The following is a 24761-nucleotide window of genomic DNA, read 5'->3' as shown; positions in this document are numbered from 1 at the left end:
TCGTCAGGTCTCAGTGGCACGGGAACGCGGCGCTGTGGCGGGTATCGTGCGCGGCGTTGTGCACCGCTTCGATGTGCGAGAAACCGGCGAAATACACGAGGCACGCACCGAGGATCGACGCGCAGACGGCGGCGGTCAGGCGTTGGCTCAGGGTGGTGGTGCTGGATATCTTGTCCGAATTGCTGCCGGTGCTGCTGATGATCGACATGGCGCTTCCCTCTGGAGTGTCAGCGGGTGAATAGAGCGCATGAAAACCCCTGCGGTCGGGCACGCAGAGGTTCGAACAGCGCCCGCCCACCGCGGGTTTGTTATGTTCAGTGGCGATGTCGCGCACTGTGTGTTGCGGGCCGGTCTCCGGGCTCACGAGGGGTGGCTGTCTGCCGACCTGCAAGCGTCACCTTCCCATGCCTGTGGGCACAGTGGATCTGACGCTTCGCTCGCTTACCGTTGCGGGGGCAGCACCGGACTGACATGGCTTTAGAGTAAAGCACATGATTCACCGGTTTCCCGTTTCACCCTGTGAGGGGCACCCGTAACAAGTTGTGTAGGAGACCATGGGTTGGGGAATTTAGTCAATTTTGTGGGCAGATCCGTTGCTGCGGTTATGGCTGCTTAGGGTTCCGCCCTTACGGCGGGTCACTTTTGGCAAACGCCCCAAAAGTAACCAAAAGGTCTCTAACCCTGACGTACGGCCCCTCGCTGAGGCTCGGGGTTCCTTCGCTCCGGGATCGATCCGGGGGCATCGCCTACGGTTTGCTTCGCTGCACCTCCTCTCGATGCATGCGGCTGCGCCGCACGGTCGCTGCGCTCCCACCCCCGGATCAATCCCTCCACTCAGCCTGCCGACGGGCCCTGCGATCAAAAGCGGTACTCGAGCTAACGCTCATTGTGTTGAGTGGGGAGGAGCTTGGGTGTTCGGCTTTGGTTTTGTGGTGGGTTTACCCCTCACCCCAGCCCTCTCCCCGAGGAGAGGGAGCCGATTTGTGGTTTTTTCAAAACTTGAGTTCGACTCGGTACTTCACGTCGGCGTAGCTCTCCCAAACACCTCGTTCAGTTCCCTCTCCCTCCGGGAGAGGGCTAGGGTGAGGGGGGCTCTTGATCTGGCTTTTGCTCTGGCCCTGGCCCTGGCTTTTGATCTCAAGCCCCTTCGGCAGGCCGAGCGGAGGTGTCCATCAGGGGGTAGGCGCGTAGCGCCGTGCGGCGGAGCCGCATACATCGAGAGGAGGTGCAGCGAAGCAAACCGTAGGCGATGCCCCCTGGTGGACACCGTAGCGAGGGAACACTGAGCCTAAGCGAAGTGCCGTACGCCGGGGCAAAAGCCTTTTGGTTCCTTTTTGGCGTTTGAAAAAGGGACTCGCTGTAAGAGCGAAACCGCCAGCGGCAGCACCCGAAGCAACGGATATGCTCTCAATCCCAAACTCCACGAACCATTGACCCATCCCCACACCCTGCGTAGCCTTGCGCTTTCGAGGTTCTTCGGCCCACGCCGAAGCTAAGAAGGGAACGCGGTCCAAGCCGCGGCTGCCCCCGCAACTGTGAACGGTGCTGTTCGCTGCCACGCCACTGCCAACTCAATCCAGAGCCAGCGGGAAGGCGCAGCGAATACCGGGCCAAGGCCCGAACACCGTCAGCCAGGAGACCTGCCTCGTCACAGATTCTCACTTTCAACCGGGCGGGGTGATCCGGTGGCGAACTCTCCAGGCACGCACCCGCGTTGCCGGTCTCGTCCCGTATGCCCGCCACCTTGCCAAAGGGCATCCGATGAAAACACTGGCCAAACTCCCCGTCACCATCGTCACCGGCTTCCTCGGCTCGGGCAAAACTACCTTGCTGCGGCACATGCTCGACAACGCCCAGGGCCGCCGCATCGCGGTGATCGTCAACGAGTTTGGCGAGCTGGGCATCGACGGTGAAATCCTCAAGCAATGCACCATCGGCTGCACCGAAGAAGAAGCCACCGGCCGCGTCTACGAACTGGCCAACGGCTGCCTGTGCTGCACGGTTCAGGAAGAGTTCTTCCCGGTGATGCGTGAACTGGTGGCCCGTCGCGGCGACCTCGACCACATCCTGATCGAAACCTCGGGCTTGGCCCTGCCGAAGCCGCTGGTGCAAGCCTTCCAGTGGCCGGAAATCCGCAGCGCCTGCACCGTTGACGCGGTCATTACTGTGGTCGACAGCCCGGCCGTGGCTGCCGGCACCTTCGCCGCGTTCCCGGATCAGGTCGATGCCCAGCGCAAACTCGATCCGAACCTGGACCACGAATCGCCGCTGCACGAGCTGTTCGCCGACCAACTGGCCAGCGCCGACCTGGTGATCCTCAACAAGGCTGACCAGACCAGCCCTGAAGACCTCGCGCGCGTCCGTCTGGAAGTCGCCGAAGAACTGCCGCCAGCGGTGAAAATCATCGAAGCCAGCAACGGTCGTCTGCCGCTGGACGTGCTGATCGGCCTCGGTGCCGGTTCCGAAGAACACATCGACAGCCGCCACAGCCATCACGATCACCACCACGGTGAAGGCGATGACGATCACGACGACCACGATCACGACGCCTTCGACTCGATCTCCATCGAACTGCCGCAAGCTGACGAAAGCCTGCTGCTCGACGCGCTGACGCAACTGGTGGTTCAGCACGGCATCCTGCGGGTCAAAGGCTTCGCGGCGATCCCGAACAAGCCGATGCGTCTGCTGATTCAGGGCGTCGGTACGCGTTTCGACAAGCACTTCGACCGTCAGTGGGGCGCCGATGAGGTGCGCGTGACGCGTCTGGTGTTGATCGGTCAGGAGCTGGACGCAGCCCAGCTCGAAGCGCAACTGCGCGCCGCGCTCAGCGTTTAAGCCATGCACATGCTCAGGACCCAGCCCGGCGGTTTCGTGTCGGATGACAACATTGCCGACCTTGGACAAACCCCCGCCGAGCTGGTGATCCTGTGCAGCGGTGATTCCAGCCTCGCGCTGCTCGCCGAAGCGGCGCAGCAACTGCCCGAGGATTACCCGAGCGTGCGGCTGGCCAACCCGATGCAGGTGCAGAACCATGCGTCGGTCGACCTGTACGTCGATGAAGTGCTGCGTCACGCCAAGGTCATTCTGATTTCGCTGCACGGCGGCATCGCGTATTGGCGTTATGGCGTCGAGCGGCTGGTCGAGCTGTCCGAGCGTGGCGTGCAGGTGATTCTGGTGCCGGGCGATGACCGGCCCGACCCGGAACTCAGTGACTTGAGCACCGTGGGCGTCGAGGATCGCGACCGGCTCTGGCAGTTCTTACGTCAGGGTGGCATGGGCAATGCGCTGGACTTTTTCCGTTGCCTGGCCAATCGCTGGCTGGCGCGGGATTACGTGTGGGGCGAGCCGCACACGCTGCCGCGCACGGCGATTTACCACCCGAATAAAAGCACCGCCGCACTGAGTGACTGGCAAGCCGACTGGCTGCCCGGTCAACCGGTCGCGGCGGTGTTGTTTTATCGCTCGCATTTGCAAGCGGCGAACACGGCGTTTATCGACGTGTTCTGCCAACGGTTACAGGCTGCCGGACTCAATCCGCTGCCGATCGCCGTGGCCAGTTTGAAAGAGCCCGGCTGCCTGTCGGTGGTCGAGGACTGGCTGGATGAGGTCGAGGCCTCGGTGATTTTGAACACCACCGGTTTCGCCCAGTCCAGCCCGGAAGCGCCGCACCTGCGGCCGTTTCGTCGCAACATTCCAGTGATTCAGGCGATCTGCGCCCAGGACAATGAACCCGGCTGGCGCGAGAGCGAGCAGGGCCTCGGCCCGCGGGATCTGGCGATGCACATCGCCTTGCCGGAGCTCGACGGCCGGATCATCAGCCGGCCGATCAGCTTCAAGGATCTGGCCTGGCGCAGCGAGCGCAGTCAGTCCGATGTGGTGTGTTATCGGGCCCAACCCGAGCGCATGGATTTCGTCGCCGAACTGGCGCGGTGCTGGGTCGATCTGGCGCGGGTGCCGAACGCTGAAAAGCGCATCGCGTTGATCCTCGCCAACTACCCCACCCGGGACGGACGCATCGGCAACGGCGTCGGCCTCGACACGCCGGCTGCCGCGCTGAATATCCTGCGAGCGTTGCAGGCTGAAGGTTATCCGTTGCCGGCCGAACTGCCGGACAGCGGCACCGAACTGATCCAGCAATTGCTCGGCGGCGTCAGCAATGACCTCGACACCCTCGATCAGCGCCCGTGCCAGCAAAGCCTGGCGATGGACGATTACCTCGCGATGTTCAACGCATTGCCAGAAGCCAATCGCGCAGCGGTGCTGGAGCGCTGGGGTTCGCCGCAAAACGATCCGATGTGCCGTGACGGGCGAATGATGATCGCCGGCCTGCGGTTTGGCCTGACCTTCGTCGGGATTCAACCGGCGCGGGGTTATCAGGTCGATCCGAGCGCGGTGTATCACGACCCGGATCTGGTGCCGCCGCACGCGTACCTCGCGTTCTATTTCTGGCTGCGCCAGACCTACGGCGCTCACGGCGTGATCCACGTCGGCAAGCACGGCAACCTCGAATGGCTGCCGGGCAAAGGCGTGGGCCTGTCGGAGAACTGCTGGCCGGACGCATTGCTCGGGCCGCTGCCGAATATCTACCCGTTTATCGTCAACGATCCGGGCGAGGGTGCCCAGGCCAAACGTCGCACTCAGGCAGTGATCATCGACCACTTGATGCCGCCGCTGACCCGTGCCGAAACCTACGGTCCGCTGCGCAATCTGGAACTGTTGGCGGACGAGTATTACGAAGCTCAGTTGCTCGATCCGCGCCGTGCCCGGGAGTTGCAGCGCGACATCCTCCAGTTAGTGCGTGACACGCAGATTGATCGCGAACTGCAACTCGACGAAGCCCTCGACAGCGATGCCGATGCGGCGATCTGGCTGCCGCGTCTGGATACTTATCTGTGTGACTTGAAGGAATCGCAGATCCGCGATGGCTTGCATGTTTTCGGTGAGTCGCCGACCGGGCGTTTGCGCATCGACACCTTGCTGGCGCTGCTGCGGATTCCGCGTGGCGATGGCAAAGGGGCGCAATCCAGTCTGTTGCGGGCGTTGGCCAAGGCGTTTCAGTTGGGGTTCGATCCGCTGGATTGTGCACTTGCCGACCCCTGGACTGGCCTGCGCCCAATGGAACTGCAATCGCTGAGCGATGAAGTCTGGCGCACGGCGGGAGATACCCGCGAGCGCCTGGAGCTGTTCGCCACCCAGTTGATCTCCCAGTCACTGCCATCCCCCTGTGGGAGCGAGCCTGCTCGCGATAGCGGTGGGTCATTCAAAACGGAATGGCCTGACCTGACGCCATCGCGAGCAGGCTCGCTCCCACAGGAGCCGCGCTGGGTTGAAGTCAGCGCGATCATTGAGAACCTGCGCGAAGTGATCGCCCCGCGTCTGGACGCCTGCGGCCCGGCCGAAATGCACGGCTTGCTTGATGCCCTCAGCGGCCGTTTCGTCCCGGCCGGCCCGAGCGGAGCGCCAAGTCGCGGCCGCCTCGACGTACTGCCCACCGGGCGCAATTTCTATTCGGTCGACGTGCGCAATCTGCCGACCACCACGGCATGGCGCATCGGCTTCCAGTCGGCAACCCTGATTCTCGAACGACACCTGCAGGACCACGGCGATCACCTGCGCCAACTCGGTCTTTCTGTGTGGGGCACCGCGACCATGCGTACCGGCGGCGATGACATTGCCCAGGCCATGGCGCTGATGGGCGTGCGTCCGGTGTGGGCCACCGGCAGTCAGCGGGTCGATGATTTCGAGATTCTGCCGCTGAGGCTGCTCGACCGGCCTCGGGTCGATGTCACGTTGCGGGTCTCCGGATTTTTCCGCGATGCGTTCGCCAATCTGATCCGCCTGTTCGACGCTGCCGTACAAGCCGTGGCGGAACTGGACGAGCCGGACGATCTCAACCCGCTGGCCGCCAAAGTGCGTGCCGAACGTGAGGCGCTGCGCCAGTCCGGGCTGGATGAAGAGGCTGCCCGGCGTCAGGCCGGCTGGCGGATTTTCGGCGCCAAACCCGGCGCTTATGGCGCGGGCGTGCAGGGCGCCATCGATGGTCGACTCTGGCAAACCCGCGAGGATCTGGCCGAGGTCTACCTGAACTGGGGCGCCTACGCTTACGGCGGTTCCGATGAGGGCACCGCCGCCCGCGAGCAATTCGTCCAGCGCCTGAGCCAGGTGCAGGCCGTGCTGCAAAACCAGGACAACCGCGAGCATGACCTGCTCGATTCCAACGACTATTACCAGTTCCAGGGCGGCATGCTCGCCGCCGTGGAAAGCCTGCGCGGCGAAGCAGCGGCCAGTTACCACGGCGATCACAGTCAGCCGGATTTGCCGAAAATCCGCACCTTGAAGGAAGAGCTGAACCGTGTCATCCGCTCAAGGGCGGCGAATCCGAAATGGATCGACGGGGTCAAGCGCCACGGCTATAAAGGCGCGTTCGAACTGGCGGCGACGGTCGATAACCTGTTTGCCTTCGACGCCACCACGCAACTGATCGACGATCACCAGTACGCCTTGCTGGCCGATGCGTATCTGCTGGACCCGGCGACCCGCGACTTTGTGCGCGAGCATAATCCCCACGCGCTGCGCGACATGACCGAACGCATGCTCGAAGCACAGCAGCGCGGGATGTGGCAGGAACCGGGCGCCTACAAAGAGGCCCTGGAAAACCTGCTGCTGGACATAGAAGAAGAGAGCTGAGACTGAACATGACCGACACCCCGCATTTCCCGCTCTCCGCCGTGGTCGGCGCCGATGATCTGAAACTGGCGCTGTACCTCACGGCCATCGATCCGAAGATCGGCGGCGTGCTGATCGAAGGCCCGCGCGGCATGGCAAAGTCGACGCTGGCCCGGGGTCTGGCGGATCTGTTGGCCAGCGGTCAGTTCGTCACCTTGCCGTTGGGCGCCACTGAAGAGCGACTGGTCGGCACGCTGGATCTGGACGCGGCATTGAGCGATGGGCGCGCGCAGTTTTCTCCGGGTGTGCTGGCCAAGGCTGACGGCGGTGTGTTGTACGTCGATGAAGTGAATCTGCTGCCGGATCATCTGGTGGATCTGCTGCTTGATGTGGCTGCCAGCGGCACCAACCTGATCGAGCGTGACGGGATTTCCCATCGGCATTCGGCGAAGTTCGTATTGATCGGCACGATGAACCCGGAAGAGGGTGAGTTGCGTCCGCAATTGCTGGATCGGTTCGGCCTCAACGTCGCCCTGAGCGGTCATACGGCGCCGGCCGAGCGCGGGCAGATCATTCGTCGTCGGCTGGATTTCGACAGCGATCCGCAGGCGTTCTGTGCGCAGTGGGAGGCTGAGCAGCAAGCTCTGCGTCAGCGCTGCGAGAACGCCCGCAAGGTTTTACCGGGTATTCCGCTGGATGATGCGGCGTTGGCGCAGATCACCGAGCGCTGCTTCGCGGCTGGCGTCGACGGTTTGCGCGCCGATCTGGTCTGGTTACGTGCCGCGCGGGCTCATGCGGCGTGGCGCGGCGCCGAGGCCATCGCCGAGCAGGACATCGATGCTGTGGCTGAGTTTGCACTGCGCCATCGTCGCCGCGAACAGTCTTCGACCAGCTCGCAGCCACCGGCGCAATCGCCATCCGGCACTAACGCCGAACCGAGCGAAGGGCAGGGGCAGTGGGGCGAAATGCCGGCCCCAGCCCTCGCCACCGGTGCTCGCCGCGAAGTGCCTGTCTGGCCAAAAAAGCCCTAGGCATTCGCCCCCGATCCGAAGCGGGGGCGAATGCCAGACCCCGCGCCGGACGCCTCGATAACGGTCGCCAGGGCAAGCGTCACGCGGCTCGCAGTGGCTCGGTGAACTGGCCCGGAACCTTGCTCAATGGCCGTCCGAAAACCAGAGCGGATCTGCTGTTTCAACTGCGCACCCGCACGCCCCATGAACTGTGGCTGGTGATCGTCGACGCCTCCGCTTCGACCCGTCGCCATCAGGCATTGAGCGATGCCAAGGGCGTACTCGCGCAACTGTTCGACGACGCTTACCGGCAGCGCGCACGGCTTGCATTGTTGACCGCGAGCGGCGCTGCGCCGAAATGGCAGGTGCAGGGGCTGAAGGCCTCCAGCGGGTTACGCGCGTGGCTCGATGGCTTGGGCGCGGGAGGCGGCACGCCTCTGTTGGCAGCGCTGACGGAAGCCGGGCATTGGCTGGCGGTGCGGCGCAAGCGTTTCCCCGCCGAACAGCACCGGTTGCTGGTGATCACCGATGGCCGATTGAAAGACTGTCCGGAACTGCCCGGGCTCGCGTGCCCGGGCCTGTTGATCGATATCGAGCGCGGGCCGATTCGCCTGGGCCGCGCGAAACAATTGGCGACAGCACTGGACGCCGATTACCGGCATATCGACGAGTTGTTGTCGGTCTGAGAGCTATGCTGCAGTAAGGCCAAATCACAGGGAGTGAATCATGCGCGTACTGGTCGCCAATCCGCAGGACGATTTTCGCGTCAAGGCCTACGCCGGCACCAACGGCGTGCTGCTCGCCATGGACCTCGCCGAACCCCGCCGCAAAGGTCTGCTGGGGTTTGCCATCGAAAAGCAGCAGGGCGACAAGCCGTGGCTGTTCCTGTTCAACAGCCTGACTTTTCCCGGCAAGGTTCACACCTTCCCGCAGTTTCACGCCACGCCGAGCGACAAGGCGCCGCTGCAGAAATTTCGCTGGGCCGATTACGCGGTCAATCCCGGCATGACGATTCACTATCGCGTGCACCTGGCGTATGGCACGCCGGATGTGCCGCAACTCGGTGAAGCGCTGGAACTGACAATCCGCTCCGACGACGGTCATCCCGCCAACCAGGGCGTGATCTTTAACCGTGCCGTGGCCGCCAGTCAGGCGTTTCAGCGCAAATTTCCCGATCTCGACGCACAGATCAGCGCCAACAAAAACATGCCCGTCGAAGCCTGGCCCGATGCGGCGCGTCAGTGGCTGGAGAACGGTCTGCTCGGGCGCCTGCAAGGGTTTATCGAGCGTGCAGTCGACGGCCAGTGGGCACTGGATATCGCGATCTACGAATACCAGTTGCAAGCCATCATCGACACGGTGAACGCGGCGTTCGAACGGGGTGTTCAGGTGCGCGTGCTGTATCACGCCCGACCCGACGACGAAGACACCACGATCAACGAAGCAAGCCTTGCGAAACTGCCGTCGAGCAGCAAGCGCGGGCGGGTCACTCACAACATTTTCCATAACAAGTTCATCGTCCTGAGCCACCTCGACGGAGGCGGCGAGCGCCAGCCAGAAGCCGTACTGTGCGGCAGCACCAACTTCACCGCCAACGGCGTGTACCGCCAGGCCAACGTGGTACATGTGCTGGACGATTCGGCGGTCAGCGCGAGTTACCTGAAAACCTTCGAACAGATCTGGGCCGAGCCGGCGGACGTCGGCACCACTCGCGACTGGATCACCCAACACAACCCGATGAACCCGGCGCAGCCCTTGTTCGCCGGGTTTTCACCGCGTACCGGCGGCGCCGATCTGCGGGAGTTCGTCGATATCATCGAGGGGGCGAAGAAAGACCTGCTATTCGTCACCGCATTCGCCTTGCCCGACGCGATTCTCAACGCGTTGCTCGGCCAGCCCCACGACGACATCCTGCGTTACGGCCTGCAAAACACGGTCAGCCGCATCACCGGGTTTCACGCTGACCGAACTGCCGAATTCGCCGCCACCGCGTTGCTCAACACCGGGCTGGAAGGCTGGCTGCGGGAAAACATGAAAGGCCAGAAGGGCAACCTGCTGGTGCACACCAAAGCGGTGGTCACCGACTTCACCAGCGACAGCCCGACCATCATCAGCGGCAGCCACAACCTCAGTACCTCGGCCAGCAACGGCAATGACGAAAACTACCTGATCATTCGCGGCGACACCGATCTGGCGGACCGTTATGGCCTGGAACTGCTGCGGTTCTACGAGCATTACCGTTTTCGCTACTTCGCGAAGAAACTGGCGTTGAAGCAGGTACAGCCGTTGGCGGCGGATGACAGCTGGACCAACGACTACTACGTCGAGGACGATCTGCGCCAATTGTCTCGCCTGCGATTTGCCGGGCGTTAGCGAGGGCGAGAGGGCTTATACCTTTTCACCGAATTCTTTCTCAGGTTGCTCATATGAGCCGGAGTAGGTCATGGATAACAAAATAGAGAGTTCGATACGGCCTGACGAGAGCTTGCAAAAGCGCGACGAGAACTCGAAAAGACCAGACGAAAGTTCAACTGACTCGCGTCAAACGGATCCGTTACAGGGGCAGCGTTCAAGGCAGCGTATCCCGCCAGAAAATCTTTTTCGGTCATCAGAAACCAAGCAAACCGTACGTGAAAAGTCCAACGCAGCATCAAATGAAACCTCCGTGCAATCAGAGATCCCCCAACAAGACCCACCACTTCAGGTACCCAAAGAGGTAGTGGAGATGGCACGGGCCTTTGAATCAGCCCAGGAAAAGCGGATCAACCCTTCGGCTAGCACATCCATAGCGATTACTCAGAACGATGACCCATGGGCAACTGATCTGGACGATCGCCTGGGTGCAAACGATGAGGCGAAAGCGTTTGCACGCCTGGCCGTTGCCAAGGATTTCACGCCTCCGCTGGCGATTGGATTGTTTGGTAACTGGGGCAGCGGAAAGTCGTTCTTCATGCGGCTGATCTATCAACACATCGAGCGTTTGAGCCAAGGCAAACCGACTGCCCAAGCCCCTGAGTCAGGTTCGGAGGCATTTCATACGGATGTCGTACAGATTCGATTCAATGCCTGGCATTACGCGGAGACCAACCTGTGGGCCAGTCTTGTCAGTCACTTGTTCATCGAACTGGATCGCTGGTACATAAAGCACAATCCCGAGGTACGTGACCCTTTGCTCGAGCATTTGTCGACTTCTCGAATGTTGACGATGGATGCTGCTCAGGAACTGGTACGTCGCCGCCGTGAGCAGCGCGCTGCCGCAGAGCAACTGCTCAAGGCTCGTAATGAACTGGAGGAGGCTCATGCAAAAACAGTTACTTCGCCCTTGCTCTATCTTGAAACATTGAGTGAGATTCTCGGCGCCGATGCTCCAGCCAAAGAGGTTCAAGCGGCAAAAACCGAGATGGCGAACGCTGCCAGATTACTTGGAATCGATACTTTGGCTGATAGCGTCAAGGATTTTCAGAGCATATCCAGTGCATTAGGTAACGAGGCTGGAAAAGCCAGGTTGCTGGCCACCGGTTACAAGTCTCAACTGCTGAATTGGTGGAGCGTAGGGGCATTCGCCACGCTCATTCTGGCGTTGCCATGGCTCGCGACAGGGCTGACATTGCTAAAAAACCAGTTTCCTTCACTGGAAAGTCTGCATGAGGGCTTGATTCTGTCGAGTTTTGCAGTGGTGGCGGTGACGACTCGTCTGCGCTACATCTGGGATACGGCTCGCGCGGCATTGAAACAACTGGAAGCCGGCAAGAAGGCCCTGGATAAAGTCATCAAGAGCGAGCTTGCCGATAAGGAAAAGTCGTTTGAGGCCGCGCGCGAAGGGTTGGCCAGGATGAATGCTTGCGTCGAAGAGGCCAAGGCATTGGTGCAGGTCACCAGCGAGCAATTGGCTTTGGCTAACCACGATTTCTCTCAAGGTACAGGGGCCGGTCGCCTGAAAAAATTTGTTCGTGCCCGCGCGACTGACGGGGCCTACGCGCAGCACTTGGGACTGATCGCTACCGTACGCAAGGACTTCGAAGAGCTGGCCTTTAATGTGGCCGAAGCGGGCAGCCTGAGGGAGTCCGTCGAGGCGGAACGTGAGGCATTTGCTGCGAAAATGAAGGAGTTTCTGAAGGAGAACAAAACGTTGCTGGATGATGAGGACATTGCGAAGTTAGAAGCAACGGCAGAGCAATCTGAAACTGACGTTCAATCATTCAAACGCATTGTGCTCTATATCGATGATCTGGATCGGTGCTCGCCGGATAAAGTTGTAGAAGTCTTGCAGGCGGTGCATCTGTTACTGACGTTCCCGTTGTTCGTGGTGATGGTTGCCGTCGATGTGCGCTGGGTACGCAAGGCATTGCTTCAACATTATCCGGAATTGATGGGTGAAGTCGGAGAACAACAGACAGCATCGGTATCTGACTATCTGGAGAAGATTTTCCAGATTCCCTATTGGATGCGTCCAATGGACAAGGCGTCCAGTGCGCAGTTCTTGAATGGACGGCTGGAAAGAATGAAAGGTGCCGAGTCCGTGAAACCGATAGGCTCGATACTCGATGGCCATGCCAGAGTGAACGTTCCCGACGTTGAAGATGTTACTGCCCAGGCACTGCACATCACGCCAGGTGAGACCGACGCATTGCAAAAGCTTGCGCCCTGCATTGGTCCGTCCCCCCGACGTGCGCTTCGTTTCCTGAACGTCTATCGCTTGATCAAGGCCAGCCTCAAAACTGAAGACATCAAGGCGCTGGACGTCGGTGAATACAAGGTTCTGCTGACTCTGTTGGCGATTGCAATGGGAACTCCGGTTTGTTTTTCACAAGTGCTGAAGTCCCTAGCGAATACGTCGGGCAGTTGCGCGATGAGCGACATCAAATCGCTGACTCTTTACAAACAAACGGATGAATTCCGAGCCGAATACAAACGTTTTGGTGAAATTCTGGATATCTACACAGGGATGGTTTCGAAACAGAAAGGTGGATCGAAGTATCGAGTCGAAAAATACACGGGCATCATCCAACGTTACTCGTTTGATGGCTAATCCATAGCGAATCAGCCGTTCGCCTTAAATGGCTCATCAGTATCAGGCAGACATCGCCTGTCTGTACTGACGGGTCCGGCGGCTGAGGTACAAGCGGTCGCGGATCAGCGCCCAGAGTGCCGACACCTCGGGCTTGGGCTGGCGGCCACGGCTCAGGCGGGCCATCTGGAAGCGCACCACGGCCATGTTCGCCAGCGCGGCCAGCGGTTTGCGTTTCCAGCGGATCGGCGGCAGTTGCGGCTCACTGTTGCGGCCTTCGCGCCAGTGTTTGACCAGGTTCGGCTCGATGGCCAGCGCTGTGGCGATGCCGGCCATGGCGATGCCGCTGTCCAGCACTTGTTCGACCACGGGCAAGCGGCGGATACCGCCGGTGACCATCACCGGCATCCGGGCGACGCTGGCAAGTTCAGTGGCCATTTCCAGAAAGAACGCCTCGCGAGCGAGGGTGCGTCCGTCACGCGCTTCGCCTTGCATCGCTGGCGCTTCGTAGCTGCCGCCGGACAGTTCCAGAAGGTCGATTGGTTGCTCGTTGAGCCATTCGATCACCTGACGCGCGTCGTCGGTGTCGAAGCCGCCGCGCTGGAAGTCCGCCGAATTGAGCTTCACCGCCACGCAAAACTGCGGCGATACCGCTTGGCGGATGGCCTCGATCACCGACAGCAACAGGCGCGCGCGGTTTTCCAGCGAACCACCCCAGCGGTCGGTGCGGCGATTGGTCAGCGGCGAGAGAAACTGACTGAGCAGATAGCCGTGAGCAGCGTGAATCTGCACGCCGGTGAATCCGGCTTTTTCGGCGAGCGCGGCGCTTTTGGCGAAACGTTGAATGACTTCTTCGATATCGTCCTCGGTCATTGGCTTGGGCTCGGAGAACAGTTTCGAGAACGAGCCCATTTCCAGTGCCACCGCTGACGGCGCCAGCGCTTGCTGACCCATGTTGGCGAAGGTCTGACGGCCGGGGTGATTGAGTTGGACCCAGACCTGCGCGCCGCCGCTGCGGGCAATTTCGGCCCATTGGCGGAAACGATCCAGATGCCGCTCGTCTTCGAGCACCACGCCACCGGGGCCGGTCATGGCACGGCGGTCGATCATCACGTTGCCGGTCAGCAGCAACCCGGCGCCGCCTTCGGCCCAGGCCTGATACAAGCGGAACAGTTCGCGGGACGGTGCCTGGTCACGGTCCGCTAGGTTTTCTTCCATGGCGGCTTTGGCGATACGATTGCCGGCGGTCTGACCGTTGGGCAGATTCAAAATCTGGAAGGGCGACATTGCTTGACTCCTCATCAGTGATGGAGAGAGGCTAAGCTTAAAGTTAACTTTAATGTCAAGCGGGCAAATCGAGGCTGAAATGAAAATCGGTGAATTGGCGCAGCAGAGCGGGTTGAGCGCTTCGAGTATTCGTTTTTATGAGGCTCAGGGTCTGATTCCCAAAGTCGAGCGCCAGGGCAATGGCTACCGACGTTACCCGCCACAAGTGCTGCAGACCCTGAATATCATCCGCAGCGCCCAGCAGGCCGGATTCTCCCTTGAAGAGCTCAAACAGTTGTTGCCGGCCGCCGGAACCGGTGAGTTCAAGCACGATGAACTGGTGGCAGGCCTGACGCGCAAAGTCGAGCAGATCGAAGTCATGCAGCAGCATCTGGCCCAGAGCAAGACGCGGTTGCTGGAGGTGATCGAGAACATTCAATCCAAGCCCGAAGGCATGAGCTGCGGTGCCAATGCCGACCGGGTGTTGTCGACGCTTTACCCGTAATAGTCCGGAGATGTGTGCGGCGTACAGATTTTGAAATGATTTCCAGCTGTAGGAAAAGTCATCAGAGCCTGTACGCTTCAAGGCCTTTTTTCATTCAGGATTTGCATGAACACCCTCTCGGAGCCTCCCAGTTCTATTCCAGATACCCCGTTCCCCTCGCGCCACGGCGCGGTCTTGACGCACTCGCAACATCCAGTCTTCCGACTACCGACTATCGTTGTTGGCGCAGCCTTCGAGCTTTCGCGCCGCACTTTGCCGTGTCCGGCAGCCTGAATTCACTGACGAGAGATAGAGACAGATTATGGAATGGTTAGCGGATCCCACGGCATGGTTGGGCTTGTTGACACTCATCGTGCTGGAACTGGTACTGGGTATCGACAACCTGGTGTTCATCGCGATCCTGGCGGACAAACTGCCGCCGCATCAGCGCGACCGCGCACGCATCATCGGCTTGAGCCTGGCGCTGATCATGCGTCTTGGCCTGCTGGCGAGTATTTCCTGGCTGGTTACCCTCACGGCACCGTTGTTCGAAGTGTTCGGCAAGAGCTTCTCCGGCCGTGACCTGATCATGCTGTTCGGTGGTGTGTTCCTGTTGTTCAAGGCGACCATGGAGCTGCACGAGCGGCTGGAAGGCCATATTGGCGAACGTTCGACCAACACCGCTTATGCGCTGTTCTGGCCGATCGTGGCGCAGATCGTCGTGCTCGACGCGGTGTTCTCCCTGGACGCGGTGATTACGGCCGTGGGCATGGTCGATGAACTGGCGGTGATGATGATCGCGGTGGTCGTGTCCATCGGTGTGATGATCGTTGCCAGCAAGCCGCTGACCCGTTTCGTCAACGCCCACCCGACGGTGATCATGCTGTGTCTGGGCTTCCTGATGATGATCGGTTTTGCCCTGACGGCCGAAGGCCTGGGCTTCCACATCCCGAAAGGTTATCTGTACGCGGCCATTGGTTTCTCGATCCTGATCGAGATCTTCAACCAGATCGCCCGCGCCCGTCGCAAGCGCTCGATGCAGGGCTTGCGTCCGATGCGCGAGCGCACGGCCCATGCGGTAATGCGTCTGTTGGGTGGTCGCAAACTGGCGGTGGAAGAGGTCGGCGAGGAGATTTCCGACTTGCTGGATAACGGTGAAGCGCCGAGCGCGGAGCTGTTCGACCGTCGCGAGCGGGTGATGATCAGCGGTGTGCTGCAATTGGCCGAGCGACCGATTCGCGCCTTGATGACGGTACGTGCCGATGTCGATCACATTGATCTGGCGGACGACGCCGAGGCTATTCGTACGCGGTTGATGCATTCGTCCTACTCGCGCTTGCCGTTGATTCGTAACGGTGCGGTCGATGAGCCGCTGGGCTTCGTGCACAAGAAGGAGCTGCTCAAGGAGTATCTGGCCGGCAACGAGCCGAACCTGGAACACCTGGCGCGCAAGACCGTCAATCTGCTGGACAGCTATTCGATCCTCAACGCACTGGAACAAATGCGTGCGGCCTCGACCCACATTGCCTTTGTGGTCAATGAGTTCGGTGATTTTGTCGGTGTGTTGACCATGACCGACATTCTCGAGTCGATTGCCGGCGAACTGCCGGACGCCAGCGAAATCGCCGGCCCCGACGTGGTCGAAGAGCAGGGCGGGTACATCGTCAACGGTGCGTTGAATCTGACCCGCATCCGCGAGCACACCGGTTTTCGCGCCGAGCCGACCGAGGATTACCAGACCCTCGCCGGGCTGGTGATGAGCCTGCTGGATCGCCTGCCGATGAAGGGCGATCGACTGGAACATGAAGGTTGGGGCATGACCGTGATGGCAGTCGAAGAGCGTCGCGTGACGCGGGTGTTGCTGGTGCGTGAGGCCTGACGGCCTCACTGATGAAAAGTGTACCGGTCCTTGCCGGTATGCTTTGACTCGTACAGTGCTTCATCGGCCTTGATCAGGGCCTGGTTTAGGGTGTCGCCATCTTCGACCCGGGCCAGACCGATGCTGATGGTCACCGGGTGCCGGGTCGGCTGTTCACGCACCACCCGGCACAATTCCCCGGCCAGCGCCTCGACATCCTCGCGGCGCACACCAGCCAGATAGATTGCAAACTCCTCACCGCCCAATCGTGCGTACTCGAAACGTGACATCACGGTTTTGATGTCCGCCGCGATGCGCTTGAGCACCTCATCGCCGATGTCGTGGCCGTACACATCATTCACTTTCTTGAAGTTGTCGATGTCGATCATCGCTAGGTAATGGTCGTGCTCGCGCGGCACGGCTTGCAGGGTTTTTCCGGCGCGGGTCATGAACGAGCGACGGTTGGGGATTTCGGTGAGGGTGTCGTTGTAGGCCTGGTCCAGCAACAGCTTGGACATGATGTAGTTGTAGAGCTTGGCCTCGCGCAGCTTCAAAAACGTATAGATCGTCAACCCGCAGAGAAACACGGCGTACGCGATGGTCATCACGCCTTTGAGTTCGAAAAGGCCGACTTCGGTACCAAAAAACGGATTGAGCACCAGCCAGATCACCCCTTGCGAGGTGTAAAACGACCAGCGGCTGATGGGCAGAACCGAAATGCTGTAAAGCATGCTCGAGGCGCCCAGCACCAGCCACGCAGGTTGAAAACTGGCGGGCAGGCCGTCGATCAGCAGTCGCACGCCAACGGTCATGGCAACGACGAACAGGATGTTCAGGATGTCGAAATGGGCGGCTTTTCGCGTGAACAGCAGAATGACCGCCTGAATCGAAAACACCGTCAGAAACACCATCGATCGCCAGGTAAAACCTTGCCCGCCCAGGAAACTGACGATCAGATCGAAGACAATCCAGACACTGATGCTTGCCAGATAAATCAGCAGGCAGAATGTGTGCAGCCGCTCGAATTCATGCTGGATGAACTCGCTCCACAGTTCGGCAGGCGCGGTCTTCTTCAGGACTTCGTCTTCAATGGTTTTGTACATTGCTGCCCGGATGCCTGCGTTGGTTATCGAGGATTACCGAGCCCCACGGACGATAGCGCAGGGAAAACACCGCGTTCCGATGGCAGCCGGTCGAGGTCGAATCCGGGTTGGCCGGTTCGGCACGGAATGGCTCGCCCTCGCGGCTGACCTGCCGGAAGGCTTCGCGCACGATCCCCACGGGGCAGGGCAGTGCACTGGCGTAACCGTTGCGCACCAGCGGTGACAAACGACCGGTGCCTGCGCCGTCCTGCCACCAGACCTGCGCACCCGCCGCCGTCAATTCGCCCAGCCATTGGCCGTTGACCGCCGGGGCCAGCTTGCCGGCACTGAAGGCGCTGACATGCAGCGGCGCATCCAGCCTCGCAGCGAAATCCTTCAACTGACGCTGAAGCGTGGCCCGTCGATCTGCCGCCAGAAAGTGCAGGTCGTCCAGTTCCAGCGGCAGATACCAGCCGCTGACCGGCAGCTTCCAGTCCTGGCGCAGCTTCTGCTGCTGAGCCAGTGACTGACCCAGTTGTGCCTGCCAGTAAGCGCCGAGGCCGGCGCTGTCCAGTTCATCGATGCGCTTGTAGTAGGCCGGGTCCATCGCCAGGCCGAGCACCAGTTGCAGACCTTGTCGTTGAGCGAGTTTCAGGCTGTTGGCGAGCCAGCCATTGGCGCCGCCGAAGTCCGAGTCGCCATAGGCCGTCCACTGCACGATCACGGTTCGCGTGCCTTGTTTCGCGGTGTCTTGCCAGACTTTCTGCCACTGCGCCTGAGTCAGGCCGGCATCGACATTCAGCGGCTGATAGAAGACATGCTCATCGGCCTTGGCGACAGTGGCACTCATCAGTAGGCACAAACACAACATCCATCGAGCCATCAGAAATTCCACTCCACGCCCAGCAGTACACCGTTGCCGCCTTCATACAGATTGCCGCCCAGCGACTGTTGATATTCGGTGCGAACCGTCAGTTTCGAGCGGTAGGCGTTGTAGCGATCCTCGTCGTACCACCATTGCCAGCGCAGACCGACACCGGTGCGCAGGTCCTGGCGCCAGTCGTTGCTCGGGTCCTGGCTGGCAAACTCGAGGAAGCCGTAAGGCATGATCGTCTGGGCTCCGCTGAACGGCAGTTTCCAGGCGTGACCTTGCTGGAAGCGCGACAGCCACTGGTGATCGCCGGCCTTGGTCCACCATGCGGCGTCGAGGTAAAGGAAACGCTCGTCCCATTCGTTTTCGTCGACCCGCCAGTCATTGCGGTACTTGCCCTGATCGAGGAACGAAGCGGTGGCGCGCAGCAGGTAGTCGGTGCTGGTGCGACCGAAGCGATCGTAGTCGTGACCCTGATCCCAGACTTTCACCGGGCTGAATAACTGCCCCAGGCGCATGCCGCCGCTGCCATCGTCGCTGACGCCTGTTTGCTTGTAGATTTCGGCATACAGGTTGACGTTGGCCGTGCCCCACGGCTTGTAGCGCAGGCCGACGCCGGTAGCGAAGGTTTCGCCATAGCTGGAGCGACCTTGGCCTCCGAACAGCATCCGGCCATAAACCGACAGCGTACTGCCGGCCCGACTCGGTTCTTCACCCAACGCGTGATCCCACATCGCGACCTGAACGTTCTGCGAGCGGGTCACCCGTTTGCTGCCTTCGCTGTCATCCGGGCGCAGAAAGTCGTTGGTTGAGACCCCGGCCGGTGACCAGGTGCTGGCAACGGTAAAGCTGTCACGTCGGGACAAGGTTTCATGGGCGCGGCGCTGGCGGTACCGGCGGGCCTCCATGCTGCCGTCTTCGTCATCGGCTGCCACCGGGTTCTGCTCCAGGTCGATCACCCGACGCAGTTCCTTGCGCGCGGAGGCGCTGTCTTCGACTTCGTCGTAGCGCCAGGCCAGGGTTTCGCCCAAGCGGTAATCCTCGGGGAAATCCCGGGTCGCCTGTTGCAGATACGGAATGGCCGTGGCGCGCTCTTCGCGGGTTTCGGCACCGGCCAGACGCATGCCGTAGTCGGCGCGATAACGCGGGTTGTTCGGCTCGCGACGTACCGCTTCGGCCAGCCACGCGGTGCTTTGTGGCAAGTCCCCGGCCTTTTGCGCGGTGACAGATGCGGCGTAGAAATGCCCGGCATCCGGTGCCTGTTGCAGGGCCTGCCGCTGACGTTGCATTGCCTGGGCGTGATCACCCCGTGCGTCGGCGATGGCTGCGCCGAGGGCCCATTCATTGGCGCCGCGAGTGGTGCTCTGTTGCCAGTAGGTTTCGGCGGTCTGGCTGTCGCCGACATTCAGTGCGCTGCGACTGGCTGTCAGACGCGCGTTGTCGCTGAGTTCGGCGGTCGGGATGCTGCGCCAGATCGTCAGTGCACCGGCAGAATCACCGGCCGCTTCCAGGGCATAGGCCAGCGGCAGACGACTGCCGCGATCGCCGAGCTTTTCAGCCTGCTGGTAATAGACGACGGCTTCACCCGGGCGATCAGGCATGGCGCAGCGACCGAGCGCGCGGTAATCGCCAGCCGCTTGCGGGTGGCTGCCGATGGCTTGCTGCACGGCGTCGCACTGGCCGGTCTCCGCGAGTTGCGCGAGCAGTTGGCCGCGCGTGGCACCGTCCACCCGGTTGAGCAGCAGCGCCATGCGCCGCTGTTGCTCTGGTGTCGTTGTTGGCGCAGCGGCATACAAACCGGCCAGGCGCTGCAACGCCGTCGCTGGCAAACGCCCGTCATGGCGATCGAACGCAGATTCCAGCAACTGTTGAGCGTGCGCGTGATCGCCGGCATTTACCGCCAGGTAAGTGGCCTGATTCAGCGAGGAAAGATTGCCTGTTTGCCGGTAATGCAGTTCCCACAGGGTTTCCGCTTCAATCATCCGTCCCATGCGCTGCGTCAGCTCCGCCCGCCGCTTGACGATATCGGGCGTCTGCTTCTGACCGGCCAGCCAGGCGTTGACCTCGGCGCTGCGACCTTGCTCCTGCCAAATGTCGAGCACCTGCGTTTGCCGTCGGCTGTCCCAAGGCTCCGGCAGACGAGTGCTTTGCAATAGATCCGTGGCTTGCAGGCGCTGGGCGAGTACCAGCCAGGTCTGTGGGTCGTCGGTCGGCGTACAGCTGCGCAGTTGTTTGAGCGCCGCTTCCGGATCCTGACGCGACAGCCATTCGGCGGTTTCCAGGCAGGGCCGTTGCAGATCGTTGCTCAGGCGCTGCACGGTGGGCACGTCTTCGGTCTTGCGCGCCAGTTCCCACAGCCGCAGACGCTGCGCCGGATCAGCGAGATCGCTGGCCGGCAACGACTGCATCCAGCGCAGGGCCTGTTGCTCGTGGCCCATGGCGATGGCGCGATCGACCATCGCCAGGCGAATGTTGCGCGCGGCCTCGGGACTCGGCGCCTGTTGCAGCAGTTGCTGCAGCGGCTTTTCATCGAGGCGTTGCACATACGCGTTGGCCAGCCGTTGCCAGCCTTCGGCGTCCAGTTGTTTGCGTGCGGCCAGCGGCGCCAGTTGGTCGATGGTGCCGCTCCAGTCGCGCAGTTGCTCAGACCAGTTGGCGCGGGCCAGGCGCAGGATATTGTCGTCACCCTTGGGCGCCAGTTGTGCCAGCCAGTCATGGGCCTTGGCCGCGCCGCCGAACTTGGCCAGGCTCAGGCTGTAGGCCTGCCAAAGGCGCACGCGGTCATTCAGGTTGCTGGCGGCCATCCAGTCTTCAACTTGCGTGCTGGTTGGCGGATCCTGTTCGATCCAGGTCAGGCGCAGATCGAGCAGGGCGTCGCTGTTGTCCGGCAACGCTTGCAGGGCTTCCTTGTAACGACGTTGCTTGGCCAGGGATTCCACCAGCAGTGCCCGGGCCTCATCGTTTTTCGGGACCTTTTCCAGCAAGTGACGCATCAGCCGTTCGACTTCTTTCCAGTTACCCTTTTTCGCCTCGCGATAGCTGCGGTCCATGTAGGGGTAGCTGCGGAACTGTTCAAAGTCGCTCAGCGGTGCAGCTTGCAGCGGATACGCGGTGCTAAGGCCCAGCAGCAGGCTGCCCATCAGCAAGGTTTGACGATGCACAGGCTTCATGCGACCTCCCGGACGATGCGGTAGGCGGCTTGCTGTTCGCTGGCCTGATCGGCGAGCGCCTGTTCCAGTACTTCCTGGGTGATCATCCCCCGGGAAATCAAATGCTCGCCGAGTGACATGTTCTCGGCATCGAAGTCGATCAGCGCCTGATTGAACAGGGTTGGCGGCACCATGCCGCGCACCTGCAACAGATTGCCCAGCAGCACCTGATGGCGGCTGACCCGTTCCAGCAAGGCTTCATCGTCCTGATGGCGCTCAAGCACTTCGAGCATATGACGCACTTCCTCATTCTGGCGGGGGCTGGCGTACCAGTAACGAATCCCCAATGTGACGCGGCCCTGAGGTGCGAGACGGCTGCGCACCGGGCGTTTCAATTGACGGCTGATGGCGCCCAGCGAGACCTGGCTGACCGGGCCTTCGGAGGCCAGAATCAGGGTGTCGCCTTCTTCGGCCACCGGCAAAATGCCGTAGTGGGAGGCGACCCGGCGCGGTACGGCATCGATCAGGCGTTTGTCGAGCTTGAACGGATTGAGCGGCGCCCATTCCAGATCCAGTTGCTCGGCGAGGGTTTGAACCAGCTGAGTGCTGTCGATGTACTCACGCAGCAACAGTTCGCGGCCGAGTCGACGGCGCACGGGGCTGGTGATCGCCGCTTCCAGCTGTTCTTCGGTAAGCAGGCCTTTTTCCACCAGACGATGGCCGAGCGGAGTACGTTGCGCCTTGGTCAGCGCCGGGAATTCGTGGGTAGTCTTGTCCCAGGCCACGCGTCGTGAATCGCCCATTTCCATGACCTGACGCAGGGCACGCAGGTTGGCGAAGAAGTTGACGAAGTTGCTCCACATCATGCGCGGCGCCGACAGTAGACCTTCAACCAATCCGTAGTAACGAGTGACGAACCAGCCGCGCTGGAACAGGCGGTTGAGCAGCATCAGGCCGTTGAGCCACAACAGCACCGAGAGCAGCGAGCTGTCGGCGAGGATCGAGGGATAGCGCCACGAGTCCGGGGAAATGATCGTCACCGCCCACATCGCCAGCAGCACCAGGAACAGCAGGTTCACCAGAAAGCTCAGCAGGTAGGCGATCAGCCCGCGACGGTCGCGCCACAGGAAGTAGTTGAGCAGGCCCTTGCGGCTCCAGCCGAGGTTCTTGGTGCCCTGGAACACGATGCCGACAATCCACCGCGATTTCTGCCGAATTGCGTGTTGCAAGTCGCGGGGAAAGTGCTCGCGCACGCAGATCACCTGGGAGAATTCGCGGTTCATGCCGAACACCCAGGGTTGCTCCAGCGCCAGTTTCGGATCGCTGACCGAATAACGGGCGAAGATGCATTTCATGCCTTTCTGCTTGAGGCGGAAACCGATGTCGTAGTCCTCGGTGAGACTCTGCACATCGAAGGCAATGCCGTCGCCGTCTTCCAGCAGGGCGCTGATGGCTTTACGGCTGAAGCAGGTGCCAACGCCGGCGCTGGGCACCTGGCCGGTGAGGGCTTCGCGGACGATGACGTCCTTGCCGTGGTTCTCGGCGAACTCGTCGACGTAGTGCCCGGCGGTGAAGCCTTTCCACTCCGGCGCGTAGGGGTAGACCGGAATCTGGATCAGGTCCTTGTTCGGCAACAAATAGTTGTAGAGGCGCAATTCCATCGGCGAAATCACGTCTTCGGCGTCGTGCAGGATGAACCCGGCGAACTGGATTTTCGCCTCGCTCTCGAAGCGCAGGATCGCGTCGATGATGTTGTTCAGGCAGTCGGCCTTGCTGGTCGGGCCGGGTCGGGCGCAAACCACTTTGTGCACGTTGGGGTAGTGCTGGCAAACCGCGTCGACATCAGCTTGGGTTTCGGCGTCGTTGGGGTAGGTGCCGACGAAAATCTGATAGTTCTCGTAGTCGATGGTCGAGGCGGCCAGACGCGCCATTTCGCCGACCACGCCGACTTCGTTCCACGCCGGCACCATGATTGCCAGCGGCTTCTCGGGAATCGAATACAGACGCTCCTCGTCGGCACGCTTGAATTTCTCGTAGATCCGCCAGCGCCGGATGAACTTGCGGCTCCAGTAGACGAGGTCGATGAACAGGTCATCGAGCCCGAGGATGAACATCAGCAGGGCGAGGGTAATCGCCACATATTTGAGACCGAACAGCACATACGCGAAGAAATCGACCCAACCCAGACTCATACCCCTTTACCCGCCGCCGAGCGTGCGCTCAGCCAGGCGTGGAGGCGGGTGGCGATCAGTTCGCTGGCGTGACCGTCGCCATAGGGGAAGTGCACGCGGCTCATGCGCGCGTAGGTGTCCGGGTCGTCCAGCAGTTGTCGGGCTTCCTTGACGATGCGCGCCTTGTCGGTGCCCACCAGCAGCATGGTGCCGCTCTCGAGCACGGACGGCCGCTCGGTGACGTCGCGCAGTACGAGCAGCGGTTTGCCGATCGCCGGGGCTTCCTCCTGGACGCCGCCGGAGTCAGTCAGGATGAAGTGCGCGCGGCCCATCAGCCAGACGAAGTTCGGATAGTCCTGCGGTGGCACCAGATAGATGTTCGGTTTGTCGGCCAGCATGCCGTACACCACCTCCTGCACCAGCGGATTGAGGTGCACCGGATAGACGAATTGCACGTCCGGGTATTGCTCGGCCAGTTCGGCCAGGGCCTGGCAGATATTGCGGAAACCGTCGCCGAGGTTTTCCCGTCGATGGCTGGTGACCAGAATCATCCGGCGCTGGTCATCAATCGCCGCCAGAGGCGAATCGGCATGCGGATGCCAATCGATCTCCTGCTGGTGCTTGCGCATCCACAGCAAGGCATCGATCACGGTGTTGCCGGTGATTTCAATGTTGTCTTCGGGTACGCCTTCGCGCAGCAGATTGGCGGCGGACTTGGAGGTCGGCGGGAAATGCAGGTCGGTAATCACGCCGGTCAGGCGTCGATTCGCTTCCTCGGGCCAGGGTGCGCGCAGGTTGCCGGTACGCAAACCGGCTTCGACGTGACCGATGGGCAACTGGCGATTGAAGGCGGCGAGGGCGGCGATGAAGCTGGTCGTGGTGTCGCCGTGCACCAGGACGATGTCCGGTTTGACCCGCTCGTAGGCCTGATCGAGCTGGGCGAGCAGATGTTGCGACAGACCGTTCAGGGTCTGGCCCTGGGTCATGACTTGCAGGTCTTCGTCGACCGTCAGTTCGAACGCATCCAGCACCTGGGTGAGCATCTCGCGATGCTGGCCGGTCGAGCAGATGTTGAGTGTGATGTCGGGCCACTGACGCAGAACCCGGGCCAGAGGGGCCATTTTGATGGCCTCCGGGCGAGTACCGAAAACCATCATGACATTAAAGGACATTGACCCCTCCTGGGACGAAGCAAG

Annotated in this window: 15 protein-coding genes and 2 riboswitches; of the genes, 8 read left to right on the top strand and 7 right to left on the bottom strand. The window is 61.2% G+C overall.

Features of this window, described 5'->3' with window-relative positions; translation table 11 throughout:
* Positions 1-10 precede the first annotated feature (10 nt).
* Positions 11-208: a CbtB domain-containing protein gene (locus tag ABTV87_RS15855; protein WP_007959524.1), complete on the bottom strand. Its 198-nt coding sequence runs from the start codon at positions 206-208 to the stop codon at positions 11-13.
* 120 nt (positions 209-328) lie between these two features.
* A riboswitch (cobalamin riboswitch) is annotated at positions 329-549 on the bottom strand.
* Between the two features lie 903 nt (positions 550-1452).
* Positions 1453-1662: riboswitch (cobalamin riboswitch) on the top strand.
* 99 nt (positions 1663-1761) lie between these two features.
* Here ABTV87_RS15855 and cobW point away from each other — a divergent pair.
* The 6 genes from cobW to ABTV87_RS15825 all read left to right on the top strand — a co-directional run bounded on the left by cobW (position 1762) and on the right by ABTV87_RS15825 (position 12705).
* Positions 1762-2835 carry a cobalamin biosynthesis protein CobW gene (cobW, locus tag ABTV87_RS15850; protein ID WP_064381326.1) on the top strand — a complete coding sequence of 358 codons (1074 nt, stop codon included), beginning with the start codon at positions 1762-1764 and terminating at the stop codon, positions 2833-2835.
* 3 nt (positions 2836-2838) lie between these two features.
* Complete coding sequence (gene cobN, locus ABTV87_RS15845) at positions 2839-6687, top strand: cobaltochelatase subunit CobN (RefSeq protein ID WP_433897886.1); 3849 nt, start codon at positions 2839-2841, stop codon at positions 6685-6687.
* 8 nt (positions 6688-6695) lie between these two features.
* Positions 6696-7697 carry an ATP-binding protein gene (locus ABTV87_RS15840; protein WP_433897885.1) on the top strand — a complete coding sequence of 334 codons (1002 nt, stop codon included), beginning with the start codon at positions 6696-6698 and terminating at the stop codon, positions 7695-7697.
* Positions 7679-8362, top strand: coding sequence for a vWA domain-containing protein (locus tag ABTV87_RS15835; RefSeq protein WP_258713611.1), 684 nt, complete (start codon positions 7679-7681; stop codon positions 8360-8362). Before ABTV87_RS15840 ends, ABTV87_RS15835 begins: the two co-directional genes overlap by 19 nt.
* Before the next feature lie 40 nt (positions 8363-8402).
* Positions 8403-10049 (top strand): phospholipase D-like domain-containing protein, encoded by a 1647-nt coding sequence (locus tag ABTV87_RS15830; protein WP_433897884.1) that lies wholly within the window; start codon positions 8403-8405, stop codon positions 10047-10049.
* A 70-nt stretch (positions 10050-10119) separates the two neighbouring features.
* The gene (locus ABTV87_RS15825; RefSeq protein WP_258711827.1) at positions 10120-12705 is read left to right on the top strand and encodes a KAP family NTPase; all 2586 of its coding nucleotides are present in this window, start codon (positions 10120-10122) and stop codon (positions 12703-12705) included.
* A 42-nt stretch (positions 12706-12747) separates the two neighbouring features.
* Here the strand turns inward: ABTV87_RS15825 and ABTV87_RS15820 are convergent, their stop codons facing one another.
* Positions 12748-13971, bottom strand: a complete 1224-nt coding sequence (locus tag ABTV87_RS15820) for an NADH:flavin oxidoreductase/NADH oxidase family protein (RefSeq protein WP_433897883.1) — start codon at positions 13969-13971, stop codon at positions 12748-12750.
* A gap of 79 nt (positions 13972-14050) precedes the next feature.
* Here ABTV87_RS15820 and ABTV87_RS15815 point away from each other — a divergent pair, with 79 nt between their 5' ends.
* Positions 14051-14455, top strand: a complete 405-nt coding sequence (locus tag ABTV87_RS15815) for a MerR family transcriptional regulator (protein WP_433897882.1) — start codon at positions 14051-14053, stop codon at positions 14453-14455.
* A 301-nt stretch (positions 14456-14756) separates the two neighbouring features.
* Positions 14757-16313 carry a TerC family protein gene (locus ABTV87_RS15810; protein ID WP_007960262.1) on the top strand — a complete coding sequence of 519 codons (1557 nt, stop codon included), beginning with the start codon at positions 14757-14759 and terminating at the stop codon, positions 16311-16313.
* A 5-nt stretch (positions 16314-16318) separates the two neighbouring features.
* Here ABTV87_RS15810 and ABTV87_RS15805 read toward each other — a convergent pair whose 3' ends face one another.
* The 5 genes from ABTV87_RS15805 to wecB are packed head-to-tail and all read right to left on the bottom strand — an operon-like array spanning position 16319 to position 24737.
* The gene (locus ABTV87_RS15805) at positions 16319-17395 is read right to left on the bottom strand and encodes a GGDEF domain-containing protein (RefSeq protein WP_007960261.1); all 1077 of its coding nucleotides are present in this window, start codon (positions 17393-17395) and stop codon (positions 16319-16321) included.
* Entirely contained in the window at positions 17379-18257 is an 879-nt protein-coding gene (locus tag ABTV87_RS15800; RefSeq protein WP_433897881.1) for a DUF4434 family protein, read from the bottom strand. The genes ABTV87_RS15805 and ABTV87_RS15800 overlap by 17 nt, the downstream gene beginning before the upstream one ends.
* Complete coding sequence (locus tag ABTV87_RS15795; protein ID WP_433897880.1) at positions 18257-21415, bottom strand: NfrA family protein; 3159 nt, start codon at positions 21413-21415, stop codon at positions 18257-18259. The genes ABTV87_RS15800 and ABTV87_RS15795 overlap by 1 nt, the downstream gene beginning before the upstream one ends.
* Positions 21412-23586 carry a cyclic di-3',5'-guanylate-activated glycosyltransferase NrfB gene (gene nrfB, locus ABTV87_RS15790; protein WP_433897879.1) on the bottom strand — a complete coding sequence of 725 codons (2175 nt, stop codon included), beginning with the start codon at positions 23584-23586 and terminating at the stop codon, positions 21412-21414. The genes ABTV87_RS15795 and nrfB overlap by 4 nt, the downstream gene beginning before the upstream one ends.
* The gene (gene wecB / locus ABTV87_RS15785) at positions 23583-24737 is read right to left on the bottom strand and encodes a non-hydrolyzing UDP-N-acetylglucosamine 2-epimerase (protein WP_433897878.1); all 1155 of its coding nucleotides are present in this window, start codon (positions 24735-24737) and stop codon (positions 23583-23585) included. Before wecB ends, nrfB begins: the two co-directional genes overlap by 4 nt.
* Between the last annotated feature and the right edge of the window lie 24 nt (positions 24738-24761).

Origin of the sequence: Pseudomonas sp. PSE1(2024) (assembly GCF_050990555.1) — a bacterium.
Lineage (GTDB): Bacteria > Pseudomonadota > Gammaproteobacteria > Pseudomonadales > Pseudomonadaceae > Aquipseudomonas > Aquipseudomonas aphyarum.
Note: the sequence above shows the minus strand (reverse complement) of the source record. Positions and strands in the feature narration are given on the sequence as shown.